This window comes from Fusicatenibacter saccharivorans (genome assembly GCF_027667425.1).
GTDB lineage: Bacteria > Bacillota > Clostridia > Lachnospirales > Lachnospiraceae > Fusicatenibacter > Fusicatenibacter saccharivorans.
Window position 1 is genome coordinate 75,723 of sequence record NZ_JAQEGR010000003.1, and the last position, 18,215, is coordinate 93,937.

Annotated in this window: 20 protein-coding genes; all 20 read left to right on the plus strand. The window is 42.9% G+C overall.

Annotation, left to right across the window (positions count from 1 at the left end; all coding sequences use genetic code 11):
- The first annotated feature begins 483 nt into the window (after positions 1-483).
- The gene (locus tag PGS38_RS03810; RefSeq protein WP_055220873.1) at positions 484-1,527 is read left to right on the plus strand and encodes a glycosyltransferase family 2 protein; all 1,044 of its coding nucleotides are present in this window, start codon (positions 484-486) and stop codon (positions 1,525-1,527) included.
- A gap of 395 nt (positions 1,528-1,922) precedes the next feature.
- Positions 1,923-2,378 carry an NfeD family protein gene (locus PGS38_RS03815; protein ID WP_055220871.1) on the plus strand — a complete coding sequence of 152 codons (456 nt, stop codon included), beginning with the start codon at positions 1,923-1,925 and terminating at the stop codon, positions 2,376-2,378.
- Positions 2,375-3,343, plus strand: coding sequence for an SPFH domain-containing protein (locus PGS38_RS03820; protein ID WP_022461086.1), 969 nt, complete (start codon positions 2,375-2,377; stop codon positions 3,341-3,343). The genes PGS38_RS03815 and PGS38_RS03820 overlap by 4 nt, the downstream gene beginning before the upstream one ends.
- A gap of 278 nt (positions 3,344-3,621) precedes the next feature.
- Complete coding sequence (gene argF / locus PGS38_RS03825) at positions 3,622-4,611, plus strand: ornithine carbamoyltransferase (RefSeq protein ID WP_055220869.1); 990 nt, start codon at positions 3,622-3,624, stop codon at positions 4,609-4,611.
- Positions 4,612-4,739: 128 nt separating this feature from the next.
- Positions 4,740-5,732 carry a biotin--[acetyl-CoA-carboxylase] ligase gene (locus tag PGS38_RS03830; protein ID WP_055220867.1) on the plus strand — a complete coding sequence of 331 codons (993 nt, stop codon included), beginning with the start codon at positions 4,740-4,742 and terminating at the stop codon, positions 5,730-5,732.
- 27 nt (positions 5,733-5,759) lie between these two features.
- Positions 5,760-6,143: a DUF6145 family protein gene (locus tag PGS38_RS03835; RefSeq protein ID WP_022461083.1), complete on the plus strand. Its 384-nt coding sequence runs from the start codon at positions 5,760-5,762 to the stop codon at positions 6,141-6,143.
- The gene (dusB, locus tag PGS38_RS03840; protein WP_022461082.1) at positions 6,133-7,131 is read left to right on the plus strand and encodes a tRNA dihydrouridine synthase DusB; all 999 of its coding nucleotides are present in this window, start codon (positions 6,133-6,135) and stop codon (positions 7,129-7,131) included. The genes PGS38_RS03835 and dusB overlap by 11 nt, the downstream gene beginning before the upstream one ends.
- Before the next feature lie 120 nt (positions 7,132-7,251).
- Positions 7,252-8,646, plus strand: a complete 1,395-nt coding sequence (locus tag PGS38_RS03845) for an MATE family efflux transporter (protein WP_117805257.1) — start codon at positions 7,252-7,254, stop codon at positions 8,644-8,646.
- Positions 8,647-8,878: 232 nt separating this feature from the next.
- The gene (greA, locus tag PGS38_RS03850) at positions 8,879-9,361 is read left to right on the plus strand and encodes a transcription elongation factor GreA (RefSeq protein ID WP_022461080.1); all 483 of its coding nucleotides are present in this window, start codon (positions 8,879-8,881) and stop codon (positions 9,359-9,361) included.
- Between the two features lie 28 nt (positions 9,362-9,389).
- Positions 9,390-11,423, plus strand: coding sequence for a lysine--tRNA ligase (lysS, locus tag PGS38_RS03855; protein WP_270475951.1), 2,034 nt, complete (start codon positions 9,390-9,392; stop codon positions 11,421-11,423).
- 216 nt (positions 11,424-11,639) lie between these two features.
- Positions 11,640-12,074 (plus strand): DUF6075 family protein, encoded by a 435-nt coding sequence (locus PGS38_RS03860; RefSeq protein WP_270402494.1) that lies wholly within the window; start codon positions 11,640-11,642, stop codon positions 12,072-12,074.
- 12 nt (positions 12,075-12,086) lie between these two features.
- Positions 12,087-12,260, plus strand: a complete 174-nt coding sequence (locus PGS38_RS03865; protein WP_004611644.1) for a hypothetical protein — start codon at positions 12,087-12,089, stop codon at positions 12,258-12,260.
- A gap of 2 nt (positions 12,261-12,262) precedes the next feature.
- Positions 12,263-13,048 (plus strand): ParA family protein, encoded by a 786-nt coding sequence (locus PGS38_RS03870; protein WP_270402374.1) that lies wholly within the window; start codon positions 12,263-12,265, stop codon positions 13,046-13,048.
- Positions 13,038-13,943: a ParB/RepB/Spo0J family partition protein gene (locus PGS38_RS03875; protein WP_270402373.1), complete on the plus strand. Its 906-nt coding sequence runs from the start codon at positions 13,038-13,040 to the stop codon at positions 13,941-13,943. The genes PGS38_RS03870 and PGS38_RS03875 overlap by 11 nt, the downstream gene beginning before the upstream one ends.
- Entirely contained in the window at positions 13,924-15,165 is a 1,242-nt protein-coding gene (locus PGS38_RS03880; RefSeq protein ID WP_270402371.1) for a DUF6017 domain-containing protein, read from the plus strand. Before PGS38_RS03875 ends, PGS38_RS03880 begins: the two co-directional genes overlap by 20 nt.
- Positions 15,162-15,476, plus strand: coding sequence for a DUF6050 family protein (locus tag PGS38_RS03885; RefSeq protein WP_270402370.1), 315 nt, complete (start codon positions 15,162-15,164; stop codon positions 15,474-15,476). Before PGS38_RS03880 ends, PGS38_RS03885 begins: the two co-directional genes overlap by 4 nt.
- A gap of 127 nt (positions 15,477-15,603) precedes the next feature.
- Complete coding sequence (locus PGS38_RS03890) at positions 15,604-16,005, plus strand: helix-turn-helix domain-containing protein (RefSeq protein WP_114002745.1); 402 nt, start codon at positions 15,604-15,606, stop codon at positions 16,003-16,005.
- Between the two features lie 188 nt (positions 16,006-16,193).
- Entirely contained in the window at positions 16,194-16,811 is a 618-nt protein-coding gene (locus PGS38_RS03895; RefSeq protein WP_044986728.1) for a sigma-70 family RNA polymerase sigma factor, read from the plus strand.
- 16 nt (positions 16,812-16,827) lie between these two features.
- On the plus strand, positions 16,828-17,271 hold the full coding sequence (locus PGS38_RS03900; RefSeq protein WP_270402368.1) for an RNA polymerase sigma factor: 444 nt from the start codon (positions 16,828-16,830) through the stop codon (positions 17,269-17,271).
- 82 nt (positions 17,272-17,353) lie between these two features.
- The gene (locus PGS38_RS03905; RefSeq protein ID WP_114002743.1) at positions 17,354-18,184 is read left to right on the plus strand and encodes a hypothetical protein; all 831 of its coding nucleotides are present in this window, start codon (positions 17,354-17,356) and stop codon (positions 18,182-18,184) included.
- Positions 18,185-18,215: the final 31 nt, after the last annotated feature.

The window sequence follows — 18,215 nt, forward strand, 5'->3', positions numbered from 1 at the left end:
CCATTGGGAACTTGTCTCATAATTATATACACTGGACCGCTCATTTTCTGGTATTTTATTTAAGATAGCATCTGGTAATAATGGATATATCCATTTCCAAGATTCATGATTAACAACATGACAAAAGCATCCAGACAGATAAAACGTATTTTTTTATGATCTGTTCGCCAAAGCCATATATTGATGCAACTGCTAAGTAGGAATACTGCCAGTAATGTCCAACGTGCGGAATATATCCGAAAAATGTTTTCAGGAAAAATAGGAATGGGTGTGCAAATGTTTGACCCTTTTATAACTTTAGCACAACATATACTGTGGTGTAAAGAGTGGATGAGAAATAGCTTGTTTTATAGAATAATGGAGGAATCAATACGCTGAGACATTTGTAAATGAAAACAAAAAGAAAGCAAAGTTCAGTTGACGTTTCTTTAAAAATCCGCTATATTTTGGGTACAAAGAATAGGAGAAGAGGAAAGAAAAAAGATGTTTTATCCACTGGTAAGTGTGATTATTCCGGTCTATCAGGCGGAAAAATTTCTGACGGAGTGTGTTGAGAGCGTACGAAAACAGGACTATTCAGAGTTGGAGATTGTTTTGGTGAATGACGGTTCAACAGATCGTTCCAATCAAATGTGTGAGGAACTTGCTGCAGCAGATCCAAGAATCCGTGTGATTCATCAGAATAATAAAGGCAGTGGAGCAGCCAGAAATGCAGGGATAAAAGAAGCAACAGGAAAATATCTTCTCTTCCTGGATGCAGACGACAAGCTGGACGATTCATCTGCCATACGTTCCCTTGCCGCACGGGCAGAAAGAGAGCAGGCAGATATTGTGATCGGAACATATCGCAGATGGAGGGCGAATGGCGAAAAAGTGAAATGCTGCAGTAATCTGGAAAAAGAAAACCCGGACAGCGCAGAGTTCCGGTTTCATGGATTTTTTCAAAAAGGAACGCTTTCTTACGACTGGGGAAAACTCTACCGCAAATCTTTTCTGGAGTCTCACGATTTGTGGATTCCCCCATACAGTTACGCCGAAGACAAGGCACATAATTTTAGATGCTGTGCATGCCATCCGAAATATGCTTTTGTCCCACAGAGCATCGTTCTTTACCGTGAAAATCTCCAGTCCCTGACATATCAACCGAAAAAGAATCTGATGAGAAACTGGATTTTGATTGCATCTGATTTTGAACAGTTTCTGAAAGAAAAGCATCTTTCCAGAGAATATGGAGATCTGATTTTCTTTCATCTGCTCATTGGTGCAATGTATCTTGCCAAAGAAGAAATGACATATCAAGGGAAAAAAATTCGTGTCGCGGCGAAGATATTAAAGCAATACAGCAGAAACCCGTTTGTAGAACAAAAACTGACACTAAAAGAGTGCATTCGTTATACAAGGCAGATTAAATCGCTGTTTTGGAAATTATTAGCATTTACCTTGGTACTTTTTATACAGATGCATATGTATTTTGTTGTGGCAGCTGTTTTTGTATGGATGTCAAGCCTTGGAATTGATAGTTTATAAATAAAAAATCAGTCTTTATATTTCCTTTCTTTATTTCCTTCTTGAAAGAGCTGTTTTCCAGTTTTTCATTTTTATAGCCATTCCTTTCACTTCACACAGGTGCAAAACGTTATGAAAATGTAATCTGCTTTTTCGAACGCTTTAAACATTACAAATTTCTTCGTTTCTATAACTGCATCACAACAGATAGGAGTGTGTAAAGAATGGTTGTAGCCGTTTTAAAATGAAAAGATGTGATGGAAGAATAAGAAGATCGGGTTTTCTGCGCTGTCTCTGTGCGACCAGTTCTTAAAATCCTGTCTTTTTTCTGAATATTCCACCTCTCCGCTTGCTATTTTCATTCTCATATAGTATCATGAATCCAACAGCCAAGAAATCGGAAAGGAGAGAGGAGCATGGAATATGCAGTGTACTGGCTGATTGCGCTTGTGGTTTTGCTGGTGATTGAGGCGGCAACGTTAGGTCTGGCAACCATCTGGTTTGCGGGCGGCGCCCTGATTGCTCTGATCGCAGCTATGTGCGGAGCCGGATTTGTAATTCAGATGGTCTGCTTTCTTGTTGTATCGCTGATACTTCTGATTTTTACACGTCCTGTAGCCGTCCGTTTCCTGAATAAGGATACCTTAAAAACAAATGTAGACCGCGTGATTGGAATGGAAGGGATCGTCGCAGAAGAGATTTCCAACCTGGCAGGCACCGGAAAGGTATCGCTGGGCGGAAACACCTGGACTGCGAGAACGGAAAGCGAAGGAGGCATTATCCCGAAAGAGACCGTGGTGGAAGTGCTCCGTGTGGAAGGCGTCAAGCTGATTGTAAAGGTCAAAGAAAAAGAAGGAGGAAATGAAACATGAGTGGTGGAGGAATTGCAGGAATTTTAATGATTTTTCTTCTTGTGATTGTACTGTTTATTGCAGCATCGTGTGTGAAGATCGTGCCGCAGGCCAGTGCTTACGTTGTTGAGAGTCTTGGAAAATACAAAGGCACCTGGGCAACCGGTCTTCATTTTAAGGTTCCGTTTATCGAGCGCGTGGCAATCCGCGTGAACTTAAAAGAGCAGGTGGTGGATTTCCCGCCGCAGCCGGTCATTACAAAAGATAACGTTACGATGCAGATTGATACGGTCGTATTTTTCCAGATTACCGATCCGAAGCTGTTCGCATACGGTGTTGTAAATCCGCTGATGGCCATTGAAAACCTGACCGCAACGACACTTCGAAACATCATCGGAGATCTGGAGCTGGACGAAACACTGACATCCCGTGAGATTATCAACACGAAGATGCAGGCAGCTCTCGATATCGCAACCGACCCGTGGGGCATTAAAGTCAACCGTGTTGAGCTGAAAAACATCATGCCTCCGGCAGCCATTCAGGAAGCCATGGAGAAACAGATGAAAGCAGAGCGTGAACGCCGTGAAGCAATCCTGATTGCAGAAGGTGAGAAAAAATCGACCATCCTGGTTGCCGAAGGTAAAAAACAGTCTGCGATCCTGGATGCAGAGGCAGAGAAGCAGGCAGCGATTCTTCGTGCTGAGGCAGAAAAAGAGAAACGAATCCGCGAGGCAGAAGGCCAGGCGGAGGCGATCCTCAAAGTACAGCAGGCAAATGCCGATGGTATCCGTGCCATCAAAGAGGCAGGTGCTGACGATGCGGTTCTTACCTTAAAGAGTCTCGAGGCACTTGGTGTTCTGGCGAATGGAAAAGCAACGAAGATTGTTGTTCCGTCCGATCTGCAGGGACTGGCAAGTCTGGCTACCACATTCAAGGGAATCGTGGAAGAGCAGAAAGGCCCGGCAGGGAAAGAAGGACAGAAATAAAAAAGCAGGATTCTCCCGTGAAACGCATCATGCCGGACACGGGAGAATTTTTTATTGCTCTGCATCCGGAGGGAGCTGCCACTGGCAGATTCTGTAGTTGCCGGTAAGAATAACAGAATAAAAATGTATAAAAATACATATATTATGAATAATACAAGTAAAATACGTAAAAATATACATTTCACCCCTTGACAGATGCGCCGGCCTGTTTCATAATAGAAACCATCTTAAGCGATAAAAATACATTACATACCGATATATTTAAGGAGGAACACACCATGGATTTAAAAGGACGCGATTTTCTGACATTAAAGGATTTCACCCCGGAAGAGATTTCCTATCTGCTGGATCTGTCCGCAGAGCTGAAGGATAAGAAAAAGAAAGGCATTCCGGTGGACACCCTGCGCGGTAAAAACGTTGCGCTGATCTTCGAGAAAACCAGCACCAGAACCCGCTGTTCCTTCGAAGTAGCCGCACATGATCTCGGCATGGGAACCACCTATCTTGACCCGACCGGTTCCCAGATCGGTAAAAAAGAGAGCATCAAAGATACGGCCCGCGTTCTTGCAGGAATGTATGAGGGAATTGAGTACCGTGGATTCGGCCAGGAGATCGTAGAGGAGCTGGCAAAATATTCCAAAGTCCCGGTATGGAACGGACTGACCAACGAGTACCACCCGACCCAGATGCTCGCCGATATGCTGACAATCCAGGAAGAGTTCGGCCACTTAAAAGGCATCAAACTCGTTTACATGGGCGACGCCCGCTACAACATGGGAAATTCCCTGATGATTGCATCTGCAAAAATGGGTATGGATTTTGTAGCCTGCGCACCGAAGAAATACTTCCCGAACGCGGAACTCGTTGCACAGTGTGAAGAGTATGCAAAGGAGAGCGGCGCAACCATCACCCTCACCGAGGATGTAAAAGAGGGAACGAAAGACGCCGATGTTATCTATACGGATGTCTGGGTATCCATGGGTGAGCCGGACAGCGTATGGGAGGAGAGAATCCACGATCTGACTCCGTACCGCGTGACAAAAGAAGCAATGGCAAATGCCAAGGATACCGCGGTATTCCTGCACTGCCTGCCGTCGTTCCACGATCTGAAAACAAAGATTGGAAAAGAGATCCACGACCGTTACGGACTGGATGAGATGGAAGTTACCGATGAGGTATTTGAGTCCGCACAGTCGAGAGTCTTCGAGGAAGCAGAGAACCGCATGCACACGATCAAAGCTGTGATGGCAGCAACGCTTGGTGCATAAACTTTCTGGTGGAAAAACCGGAACAGACTGTGTATAATAGAAGAATGGCAAGACACGTACAGCAGCGCTGCGGAGCACGTCTTTCGCAGCGCTGCTGTTGGTTTATGTGAGGAGTGTGAAGATATCATATGCTGGAAAATAAAAGAGCTGAGACACTGCGCCTTCTGCGAGAATCAGGAGAAAATGTTTCGGGTCAGGATTTGTGTGAACATTTTGGAATTTCCCGTACTGCAGTGTGGAAGATCATGAATCAGTTAAAAGAGGAAGGATACGAGATCGAGGCGGTACAGAATAAAGGTTACCGTCTGCTGAACGAGCCGGATCTGATGACGAAGGACGAGCTGGAAAGCCGCACGCATACGAAATATGTTGGACAGACGGTCTATTACAGCCATGAAGTAGATTCGACAAATACGTGGGCGAAGCGCCTGGCGGAAGAAGGAGCGCCGAACGGTACACTGACAACGGCCGAGACGCAGACCGCTGGAAAAGGCCGCCGCGGAAGAGTCTGGAAATCGCCGGAGGGAACTTCCGTTTCGATGTCCCTCCTGCTGTACCCGGATCTCGAGCCGGCCAAAGCGCCGATGCTGACGATTGTGATGGGACTTGCTGTTGTGCAGGGGGTACAGAGAGCGCTCGGCGTCGACACGAGAATTAAGTGGCCGAACGATGCGGTGCTGAACGGGAAAAAGCTCTGCGGAATCTTAACCGAGATGAGTGCACAGATCGATTACATCAATTATGTCGTCATTGGAACGGGAATCAATGTGAACCAGACGGAGTTTCCGGAAGAAATTGCTGAGATCGCGACGTCACTGGCGATCGAAATGGGGCATCCGGTCAATCGGGCGAAAATAGTCGCAGCGGTGCTGGAGGCGTTCGAGGAGAATTACGAAAAATTCCTGGAGGCGGGAGATCTCTCGGCGCTGCAGGAAGCCTATGAGGCTGTACTTGCAAATAAGGATCAGCCGGTGCGTGTGCTGGATCCGAAAGAGCCGTTCGAGGGTGTGGCGCTCGGCATCACGTCGACGGGTGAGCTGCGTGTGAGAAAAGAGGATGGAACGATCGCGGAAGTGCATTCCGGCGAGGTTTCAGTGCGCGGCCTGTACAGTTATGTATAAAAAACTTGGATCAGGAAAGGAAAATATATGTATTCAGATGATGAAAAAGTAGTGCTCTGCGGAGCGAGTGCGTATGAGCAGAAATATTATTTTAACCAGGATTTTGCATCCCTGCCGCAGTCCGTGCAGGATGAGCTTCATATCATGTGCGTTATGTTCACCGTGGAAATCGGCGGCATTTTCACCATGTGGTTTGACAGTGACGGCAGTCTGCAGTTCGAAACAGAGGCTGTAGATGCGGATGCGATGTACGATGAGATCGGCGGTGCGCTGCGGATCAAGCAGTATCAGGAGGAGAAAAAGGATCTGCTGGAATCTCTGGAGCTGTATTACCGCGTTTTCTTCCTCGGCGAGGAAGTGCCGGAGGAAGCGTTCGCAGAAGAAGACGGAGAGAAGCCGGATGGAAAGTAAGAAACGTACGCTCCAGACGATGTCTCCGCTGAAAATCGGAAATGTGGAAATGCAAAATCCGCTCGTGCTCGCACCGATGGCAGGTGTGACGGATCTGCCGTTCCGCGTTCTCTGCAAGGAGCAGGGAGCAGGCCTGATCTGTATGGAGATGGTCAGCGCGAAGGCGATTCTGTATAAGAACAAAAATACCGAGGATCTGATGACGATTCATCCGGGTGAACATCCTGTATCGCTCCAGCTTTTTGGCAGTGATCCGGAAATTCTGGCGCAGATTGCCGCACAGATCGAGGAGCGGCCGTTTGACATTCTGGATTTTAACATGGGCTGCCCGGTGCCGAAGGTCGTCAACAACGGCGAGGGCTCCGCGCTGATGAAGGATCCTGCGCTGGTGCGGAAGATTGTGACCGGTATGGTAAAGGCAGTGAAAAAGCCGGTGACAGTTAAAATTCGAAAGGGCTTTAACGAAGAATCGGCGAATGCTGTGGAAATTGCGAAGATCCTCGAGGACTGCGGAGTGGCTGCAATTGCGGTTCATGGAAGAACGAGAGCGCAGTTTTATTCCGGAAAAGCAGACTGGGATATTATCCGCCGGGTAAAAGAGGCAGTATCGATTCCGGTTATCGGAAACGGCGATGTGACAGATGCGGCAAGTGCCGAGGCACTGGTGGAGCAGACCGGCTGTGACGGAATCATGATCGGACGCGGCGCGGAAGGAAATCCGTGGATTTTTAAACAGATTCTTCATTATATGGAAACAGGCGAAACGCTTGCAAGGCCGACCCAGCATGAGGTAAAAGAAATGATGCTCCGCCATGCACGGATGCAGGTGGAATACAAAGGCGGCGCGATCGGCATCCGCGAGATGCGCAAGCATGTTGCATGGTATACGGCAGGCTTTCCGCATTCGGCAAAGCTGCGCGCGGCGATCAATCAGGTGGAGAGCCTGCAGGCGCTGGAACAGATGCTGAATGAGTGGGAACGAGGATAAAAAATAAGTCAAAAAAGTACCTATGATATGCCAATATTGATATATCATGGGTGCTTTTTCTGTGCTATACTGATAAACAGAGGTATTGGGACAAAAAACACAAAAGAGGGAGTGTAGTGTATGACTATGAAGGAACTTTTCGCACCGTCCGACATGACGGTGGGAAAGCCGTGGGAAAAGATTGTAGCTTTTACAATCCCTATGCTGATCGGCAACATTGCCCAGCAGCTCTACAACACGGTTGACAGTATTGTAATCGGAAAATATGTCGGGGACAACGCGCTTGCGGCAGTTGGAAGCGCCAGCCCGATCTTAAACCTGCTTCTGGTTCTGTTCGTCGGAATTTCCGTCGGCGCCGGCGTCATGGTGTCGCAGTATTTTGGAGCAAAACAAAGAAAAGAGCTTTCGATGACGATCGGAAACTGCGTCACGCTGACAGCAATTTCCTCCATCATTATTATGATTCTGGGAGCCGTCCTCTCAAGGCCGCTGCTGGAAATGCTGAAAACACCGGATTCTATCATCGACTGGTGTACCTCGTATCTGGTGATCCTGATGGTGGGCTGTGCCGGCAGTGCGTACTATAACATTCTATGTGGTATCCTTCGCGGACTCGGCGATTCGATTTCGGCGCTGATTTATCTGCTGGTGGCAACGGTCATCAATATTGTATTGGATATTGTATTCGTTTCCCAGTTCCACATGGGCGTTGCCGGAGTTGCATACGCGACCGTGATTGCGCAGGCAATTTCTGCAGTACTCTGCATGTGGCGTCTGATGCGTATGACCGACATTTTTGATTTCAGACCCAAATATCTGAAAATGAAAAAACAGTATTCGATGGAAATTATCCGCCTTGGTCTGCCGTCCGGTATTACCCAGGCGATCTTCTCCATGGCGATGGTTATCGTACAGTCGCTGACCAACAGCTTCGGTGAAATGGTTATCGCCGCGAATGTTATCATCATGCGTGTCGATGGCTTTGCAATGATGCCGAACTTTTCGTTTGGTACCGCGATGACAACGTATGCCGGTCAGAATGTCGGTGCACGCCGTATGGACCGCGTAGAGCAGGGCGCAAAACAGGGAACACTGATTGCAGTCGGAACCTCAACGACCATTACCCTTTTAATTGTTATTTTCGGCCATCATCTGATGGGAATCTTTACGAATACCACAGAGCTCGTAACATTAAGTGCCAATATGATGAAGATCCTTGCGGTCGGCTATATTGCCATGGCAATAACACAGTCGCTTTCCGGCGTCATGCGTGGAGCAGGCGATACGATGACCCCGATGTGGATTTCGATGGTTGTTACCGTTGTAATCCGTGTGCCGCTGGCATACGGTCTGGCCTTTCTGACCAGAACGCCGGAGCTGCCAAACGGACGATATCAGGTACTCTGGATTTCCATGCTGGTAAGCTGGTGCATGGGTGCGCTTCTGACGCTGATTTTCTATAAAAAAGGAAATTGGAAAAAGAAAGCACTGACAGGAAGCTCATCCGAAAAATAAAGGAAAAATAAGAGAAAGATGCAGGAAGGATTTGTGAAAAAGAAAATCTTTCCTGCGTTTCTTTTTTTCTTGACATTCCGTGGGCAATCCTTTATACTACTTTAATTGTTAGGATAGGCGGAGTCTATCCTTATTTCAACCGGGAATACTGAAAATACAGCGCATTTCCGGAGAGTTTACAGAATAAAATCAGATATGACTGGATACAGAAACGATAGAAAGGGTGTATAAAATGGAACAGAAAAAAACGATTCTTACCTATGCCGGCCTGAAAAAACTGGAGGACGAGCTTCATGATCTCAAAGTAAACAAACGTAGAGAAATTGCCGGTAAAATCAAAGAAGCAAGAGAGCAGGGAGACCTTTCCGAGAACGCCGAGTACGATGCAGCCAAAGATGAGCAGCGTGACATCGAGGCAAGAATTGAAGAGATCGAAAAAATCCTGAAAAACGCAGAGGTTGTTGTTGAGGACGAAGTAGATTCCGATAAGATCAATATCGGATGTAAAGTAGACGTACTGGATCTGGAGTATGACGAGGAAATCGAGTTCCAGATCGTTGGCTCCACCGAAGCAAACAGCCTGGAAGGAAAAATTTCCAACGAGTCTCCGGTGGGAAAAGCTCTGATCGGCGCGCACAAGGATGATATTGTCGATGTAGAAACACCGGCCGGAATTATGCAGTACAAAGTACTTTCTATCCAGAGAAATATCTAAAAAATACAAAGAAAAGGGAGTGAAGAGATTGGCACAGCAGACACAGGAACAGGATATTAACCACTTACTGAAGGTTCGCCGCGAGAAACTTGCAGAGCTGCAGCAGAACGGAAGAGACCCGTTCCAGATTACAAAGTTCGATCAGACACATCATTCGCTTGAGGTGAAAGGTCTTTACGAGGCACATGAGACTGAGCTGTTAAAAGACCGCCAGGAGCCGAACGTAGAGGGAATGGATGAGGAGCAGGCGAAAGAAGCTCTTAAAAAGGATTACGAAGAGAGAAGAAATATCATGGACGCAAGCCCGATCCATGTGGCAATTGCAGGACGTATGATGTTTAAGAGAGTCATGGGCAAGGCATCTTTCTGCAATATCCAGGATTTACAGGGAAACATCCAGGTATACGTTGCAAGAGATGCGATCGGAACAGAGTCTTACGCTGATTTTAAAAAATCTGATATCGGTGATATCTTCGGAGTGGAAGGATTTGCTTTCAGAACAAGAACAGGTGAGATTTCTATCCATGCAGAGAAGGTGACACTCCTCTCCAAGAGCTTACAGATCCTCCCGGAGAAGTTCCACGGTCTGACAGATGTAGATACCCGTTACCGTCAGAGATATGTAGACCTGATCATGAACACAGAGTCTAAAGATACCTTTATCAAGCGTTCCAAGATTCTCAGTGCGATCCGCAAGTACTTAAGCGGAGAAGGATTTATGGAAGTTGAGACTCCAATGCTTGTACAGAACGCAGGTGGAGCAGCAGCAAGACCGTTCGAGACACATTTCAATGCCCTGAACGAAGATCTGAAGCTTCGTATTTCCCTGGAGCTGTACCTGAAGAGACTGATTGTCGGAGGACTCGAGAAGGTATATGAGATCGGACGTGTATTCCGTAATGAGGGTCTTGATACAAGACATAACCCGGAGTTCACTCTGATGGAGCTTTACCAGGCATTTACAGATTACCACGGCATGATGGATCTGACAGAGAACCTGTATCGTTTTGTCGCACAGGAAGTGCTCGGAACGACACAGATCGTATACAAAGGAATCCCGATGGATCTCGGTAAGCCGTTCGAGCGTATCACAATGGTTGACGCAGTGAAGAAGTACGCAGGCGTTGACTGGAATGAAGTTGAGACTCTGGAGCAGGCAAGAGAACTTGCAAAAGAGCATCATATTGAGTTTGAAGAGAGACATAAAAAAGGTGATATCCTGAATCTCTTCTTTGAGGAGTTTGTAGAGGAGCATCTGCTTCAGCCGACGTTCGTTATGGACCACCCGGTTGAGATCTCGCCGCTGACGAAGAAAAAGCCAGAAAATCCAGAATATGTAGAGCGTTTCGAGTTCTTCATGAATGGATGGGAAATGGCAAATGCTTACTCTGAGCTGAACGACCCGATCGACCAGAGAGAACGTTTTAAAGCCCAGGAAGAACTGCTTGCACAGGGCGATGATGAAGCCAATACAACAGATGAAGACTTCATGAATGCATTGGAGATCGGTATGCCGCCGACCGGTGGTATTGGATTCGGCATTGACCGTATGTGTATGCTTCTGACAGGAGCTGAGGCAATCAGAGACGTGCTGCTCTTCCCGACAATGAAGTCACAGGGCGCTGCGAAGAACGAAGCAAACAACGCAACACAGGTAAAAACAGAAGAAAAATCGGCAGAAAAAATTGATTTTTCTAATGTAAAGATTGAACCGCTTTTTGAGGAAACGGTTGACTTTGACACTTTCAGCAAGTCAGATTTTCGTGCGGTAAAGATTGAAGCATGTGAGGCAGTTCCAAAAAGTAAGAAGTTATTGAAGTTCACTTTGAATGACGGAACAGACCGTAAACGCACGATTTTAAGCGGTATTCACGAATATTATGAACCGGAAACACTGGTCGGAAAAACAGCGATTGCTATTGTTAATTTACCACCAAGAAAGATGATGGGAATTGATTCTGAAGGTATGCTGATTTCAGCAGTACATGAGGAAGATGGTAGAGAGGGATTAAATTTACTGATGGTAGATGATAGAATTCCAGCAGGTGCAAAGCTGTATTAAAAATCTAATATAAGATTTAAAAATATGGACTTTTTGGTATGGAGTACGACAAGAGTACGACAAATTGAACCTCCTTAATGGGCTAAAATAAATGATTTTAAATAGCCCAATAAAGCCAAAGCAATATTTTTGTACTATGAGGACACTTTTCTAAGAGAAATTTTAGAGAAGTGTCCTTTTTGTTATGGTCAAGAATTTCAAAATGGAGGGAAAAACATGAATAACACAGCGTTAAGAGCAGAAACAGAAATTACAAACACAATTATCTTCAAAAATGAGAAACACAAAGAATTTTATCAAACATATATGAAAAAATGCCGTCATCAAGATGTGTATCACAAAGCCCTGATTTATTGTCTTGGGATTAGTGAAGATACAAGAGTTAATATAGATCGTATTTACGATTTGAGAACAGGATATGTAAAGACAGAATGTCTTCAAGAGGGCTGGCAGACCAGTGGCAGCGTAAGGATTGTCCGTATGGCTTTTAATTTATACTGTAATGGTACACCAAGCGTATATGATTATGAAAGTGAAGAAGGAAAATTACAGGAGTATGCAGGATATACACCGGAGGAGTTATTTTGTTGTGGATATGCAAGATACTTTTGGGAGGCAATCAAAATTCGTTATCCGGAATATTGCTTTTAGAGGAGAAGAAGCATGTTAAAAGTCAGAGTTCAGGGAACAAAATCAGATATTCGATGGTTTCGGGAAAAGTTGGAGCAGCACCCTCAGATAGCGGTGCTGCAGGTATCTGACCTGTTTTCCAATAAAGGAACTACAAAATATTTTCGTATGTACGCAGAGATAGAAGAAAAGAAAGGCGGAAGATAAGTATGTGTAAAGTAATCGCAATCGCAAATCAAAAAGGTGGAGTTGGAAAGACAACAACTTGTGTCAATTTAGGGATTGGCTTAGCAAGAGAAGGAAAAAGAGTTCTTTTAATAGAAGCCGACGCACAGGGAAGTATGGCTGCAAGTTTAGGGATACAGGAGCCGGACGAGTTGGAAGTTACCTTAGTAACAATCATGGAAAAAGTAATCAATGATGAAGATGTTGAACCAAATGAGGGGATTATATGGCATGATGAAGGCATTGCCTTTATTCCGGCGAATATTGAACTGGCAGGATTAGAAACTGCGCTGGTGAATGTGATGAGCAGAGAAATGATATTAAAACAATATCTTGATACAGTGAAGGCACAGTATGACTATATTTTGATTGATTGTATGCCGTCATTGGGAATGATTACAATCAATGCACTGGTAGCGTCTGATTACGTGTTGATCCCGGTAGAAGCAGCGTATCTTCCGGTAAAGGGACTTCAGCAGTTGATTAAAACGATTGGGAGAGTACACAGAAAATTAAATCCACAGCTTTCTATCATGGGAATTTTATTTACAAAGGTTGACCGAAGAACAAATTTTGCAAGAGATATAGCCGAACAAATCCGGCAGGTATACGGAACAAGAGTACATATTTTTAAGAATTGTATTCCTCTGTCTGTTCGGGCTGCAGAAACAACAGCAGAAGGAAAGAGTATTTATCTGCATGATCCGAGAGGAATAGTAGCAAAAGGATATGTTTGTCTGACAGAGGAGGTGCTTGCACATGAGGAGTAAGAGCGCAGAAAAAGTAAAACTTTCTTCTTTTGATGATTTGTTTGGTAAGGAAGAACCAGTAAGTGGTGAGGTAGTTACTTCTGTTCCGATTGATTTACTGCACCCATTTAAAAATCACCCGTTTCATGTGCTGGATGATGAAAAAATGGAAGAAACCGTAGAGAGCGTCAAGCAATATGGGATTTTGATGCCGGGGATCGTCCGCCCTTATCCAGATGGCGGATATGAGGTAGTAGCAGGGCATCGCAGGTGGAGAGCCTGTGAACTTGCCGGGTTAGAAGAAATGCCTGTTATTATTCGTGATATAGATGATGATACTGCAACGGTGCTTATGGTAGATACTAATATCCAAAGAGAGGATATTCTGCCAAGTGAAAAAGCATTCGCTTATAAAATGAAGTATGAGGCATTGAAACATCAGGGAAGTAAAGGGGAAAAATATACTGCTGAAATGGTAGGAGAAACAGCAGGTGACAGCGGAAGAACCGTTCAGAGATATATTCGTCTGGCAAATTTAATCAGCGGACTATTAGATCTTGTTGATGTGAAGAGAGTTCCTATGATTGTAGGAGAAAAACTGTCTTATCTTACAAGGGAAGAACAGGAGCTTGTTTTGGAGGCAGTGAGAAATTGTGAAATTATTCCAACAGCGGCACAGGCAGAAGCAATCAAGATGTTTAGTGAAGAGAAAAAACTGGACGGAAATGCCATATATGGACTGCTATTAAAAAAGAAAAATAGCGGGAATGGAGTAACGATTTCAGCGAAGAAAATCAGCAGTTACTTTCCACCTGCGTATACAAAACAAGAGATAGAGAATGTAATTTATACCTTGCTGGAACAATGGAAAAATGGCAGAGAGGAGGAATTGGAGCATGGAGAAGATACAATTTGATTATTATAGGGGAATGGAGGCAGAGCAGTACAGTTTTTACCGTGTTCCCAAAATTCTGTTCACTGCAGAATGTTTTAAAGAGCTTTCTTGTGAAGCGAAGGTACTCTACGGTCTATTATTAGACCGTATGAGCCTCAGTATGAAAAATCATTGGCTGGATGAAGAAGAACGGGTGTACATTATTTTTACCGTAGAGGAAATTGCAGAATTATTAAACTGCGGAACACAAAAAGCGGTAAAATTATTGAAAGAATTGGACAGTGAAAAAGGGATTGGATTGATTGAAAAAAAACGTTTGGGGCTTGGCAGACCAAATGTAATTTATGTGAAAAATTTCTTGGTTCAGAAAAATGACGAAGAAAATGGGGATATGTCTGATTTGCAGAATTGTGAAAATCACAATTCAGGAGTTGTGAAAACCACAATTCAGGAATGTCCAAAATCACAATTCCAGAATGATGAAAATCACAATTCAGAAGATGTGGAACCCATAGACATAGGAACAGAAGAATTGGAAAAGGAGCCATATTTGAACGGTGAGAAGGAAATTTTAGAAAATATGGAGATAAAAATGCAGGAAAATGAAGAATTTGGAGAAGAAAACTTCCAGAATTGTGAAAATCACAATTCAAGAGTTGTGAAAACCACAATTCAAGAGTTTCCAAAATCACAATTCCAGAATGATGAAAATCACAATTCAGGAGTTGTGAAAACCACAATTCAAGAATGTCCAAAATCACAATCTAATAATACTGATATTAACAAGACAGAGAATAATGAAACAGAGAGTAGTAATATCCTATCAAATCTTATCTATCCGGAAAAAGAAAAAACGATAGATGAGGTTGAGCAGAGGAATACATATCGAGAAATAATTCGGGAAAACATTTCGTATGAATGTTTCCGGAATGATACTCCACATGCAAGAGAAGAAGTAGATGAGTTAGTGGAACTGATGGTAGAAGTTATGGTTATGCCGGATCAAGGGAAAATCCGGATTGCTGGAGAAGATAAATTAGTATCACTGGTAAAAAGCCAGTTTATGAAGTTGACACATGCCCATATTGAGTATGTTTGTTTTTGCCTGAATAAAAATACAACGAAAGTCGGGAATATTAAGTCCTATCTTTTAACTGCACTTTATAATTCGGTTCTGACAATCAATCATTACTATCAGGCAGAAGTAAACTATGATTTATATGGAGGAGGATGGGGAAAATGAGGCAGGAAATTTTTTGCCGTATGATTTTTGTGACAGAGGTATTCCTGTGGACAGTGATTTTTTATCCATTTTGCGTAGAAGCAGGGACTTGTGATTACTTAAAGTTATGGATACTGGTAGGGATTCCTTTTGGAATCCGTAAGATGCAGATATGGATTGTTCCAAGAAACAGAGATGTAGGAAGTACCATTGCCATGTTGGTGTTTCAAATGCTGATTGGAGGTATGATAGGTGGAGTTGTATTAGTATGGAAACTTTTTTATTGCTTGTTTTTATGGTATTACAATTTTATAGAGAAATTAAAAAATTGATAAAATAGTAGAAGATGATAAGAGTTGAGAATGTTCGGCAGCCTGAAAATGGCTGCCTTTTTGTGTTTTGAAACTTTACGACATCATGGCGCAAGGTGAGATTTTTGGAAAGAAAGGAGGGACTACTTTGGGTAACCGGGCAGTATCGCAGGAGTTGATTATGTTGGGAAATCGTATTCGGGAGTATCGGAAGGAAAGGGGATTTTCACAGGAAATTCTTGCTGAGAAATCCGGTGTCAGCACCAATACGATCAGTCGTATCGAAGGGGGACAGATGGCAATGTCAGTGGGGATTTTACAAAGAATTGTAAAGGCTCTTGGGGTAGACGCCAATGTGCTGCTTGGGGTAAGTACAGATGGAAATGAAATAAATATATGGGTATCTGCATTTTCCTGTCGAGTACAGGCATTAAAGGAGAATGAGCAGGAGATTTTAAAACATACCATGAACGCCTTAATTGAAAGTATGGAGAACAACCGATTAAAAATTTCTACGGATAGGAGTGGTCAGGTTCCACATACCCGTTGAGGAAAATAATAGGATAAGCTGTTACACTAAGCATAAGAAATCCAGTCAGTAAGAAACGTGGAGAAGAAGAGGATTATGGAAGGTTCCAGTCCCGTTAAAAAAAACGGGTATGCCTGGGGCTGTTTTCTATTGTCTTAACATACGTTTAAGCTGGTATTTCTGGCTGCCCGTTGAAAGGTGGTCAGGATATGCTTACGTTAGCAGAGTTAAAACATTTCATGTCTGTTCCAGTTCCGGAACAGAATTACCCAACTGCAAAGTATTTAAAAACACATGGCACAATATTGATGTCAAAAAGAATTGCTACGAATGCAACAATCTCAGTTTATCAAAATGGGTATGCCCTTTATGAAATAGCTGGTCTTACAACAGTATTTCCTGTTTGTGCTTGTCAGGATTATAGCTATGAGATGGAAGAAAGTGAAATTTCAGAGCAATGGTTTGAAAAAGAGGCTTGGTATCTTCGTTTGATTTTAGAAGGTGAGGATCGTATCAATCGAAATCTGGAAGCAAGGCAACAAAGAAAGAGTATTTCTTATAGTGCAGTTTCAGAAGAATGGGGAGTTTTAAGTTCTTTAGAAACAACTGTTTTGGAAACAACGATAAGGAAAGAAACGATGCGGGAATTACTTGGACTACTGACAGATCGGCAGAAAGAAGTGATTGTACAATATTTTTGGGAACAGAAATCTCAAAGTGAAATTGCAGAAAAACTCGGTGTTTCTCATGCCGCCGTATCGAAAATCCTGACAAGAGCAATCAATCGGCTTCGTAAAAAATGTATGGAATGGAAAGAGGCTGTATAAGAGGAGGAAAAACTGAATGCGAGGGAAAAAGCCAAAAGAGAGAAAAAGTTATGTATTGAGAATGCCAGACGGTTCGTTGATTGAAGTAACCAGAGAAGTATACTTAGAATGGTATCAGTCCAGACGAAAAGAAAGATACCAGATGGAAAGGCAAAAGAAACAAGGGGTGTGTAGTTTAGAGGAACTGAATGGATATGGAGATTTGGAAGAAGAAAAATATAGTACAGAGGAAACGGTGCTTTGTAAGTTGTATGAAGCAAAAGTACGGGAAGGAATAGCTCAGTTGGCAAAGGAAGATGCCCGTTTGATTTATTTGCTATTTTTTGAAGAGGTGACGATCAAAGATGCGGCTCAAATTATAGGATGTAGCCGGAAGACTATTTATAATCGGAGAAAACGTATTTTGTCAGAACTGCGTTCTATTCTGCATGATTTGGGAATTGTAGGCGGTACTTTTTAAAAAAATATGATTATTCTCTTTCATAGACCTGAATTATAGACTATAATAAAATAAAAATTTTAAATTTGTACAGGAGAGAAATATGTCATTGATTGAAGTTTTATTATCATCAGCAGTCATAGTTGCAGTAATACAATATTTTCAGGGTGAAAAGAATAATAAATTGCAATATATTACGGAAGAACGAGCAAAATGGAGAAAAGAAATAAAAGAGATAATTTCAGAAATAAGGATAGCAGACTTTCAAACAATAGAAAAGTGTTTGACGGATTTGGGAAAAAACTTAAATGCGTATGGTTATTATCCAGATGGTAGGTATGAAAATGACAAGCTTGATTTTTTGAAAGATGAACATATATGGAGAGAAATGGACACAATTCAAAAAGCAGCAAATGAACATAATATGCCTAATTTCGAAAAGTCAAAAAAGAATTTAATACACTATTTGTTTTTATTATTAAAGTTTGACTGGGAACGATCTAAGCAAGAGATAAAAGGTGAAAAAGCAATTCCAATTTCTATTGTTTCATTTGGAATGGGAGTAATAATTTGTGTATTTTCTAGATTCCCTTTAAAGAGTATGCAAGAAAATCTAATCAATATTTTCATTTTTATAATAGCGTTTTCATTGCCTTATATATTGTTATGGGTAATATACGGAATAGAAAGAATGCAAATTTTGAAAGCAAAAGATTGGTATTCAAAGATGGACAAAGTGACTCTAAGTTTTAGTTTAGTTGGTGTGGAACTAGTAGCTATACTGATTTTAGCATGGAAGTGGAAAAATTTTGAAATGATATTTTTGTTTGTGGCAATCGCTGTTTTACTTGTTCCATATTTAATTATATCAAATCAAGAAATGTATCGAAAATATGATGTAAGTGTGCGAAAAATTTTAGAAAGAAGAAATTAGAAACAATAAACCTGCAGGTTATTTTAAAGAA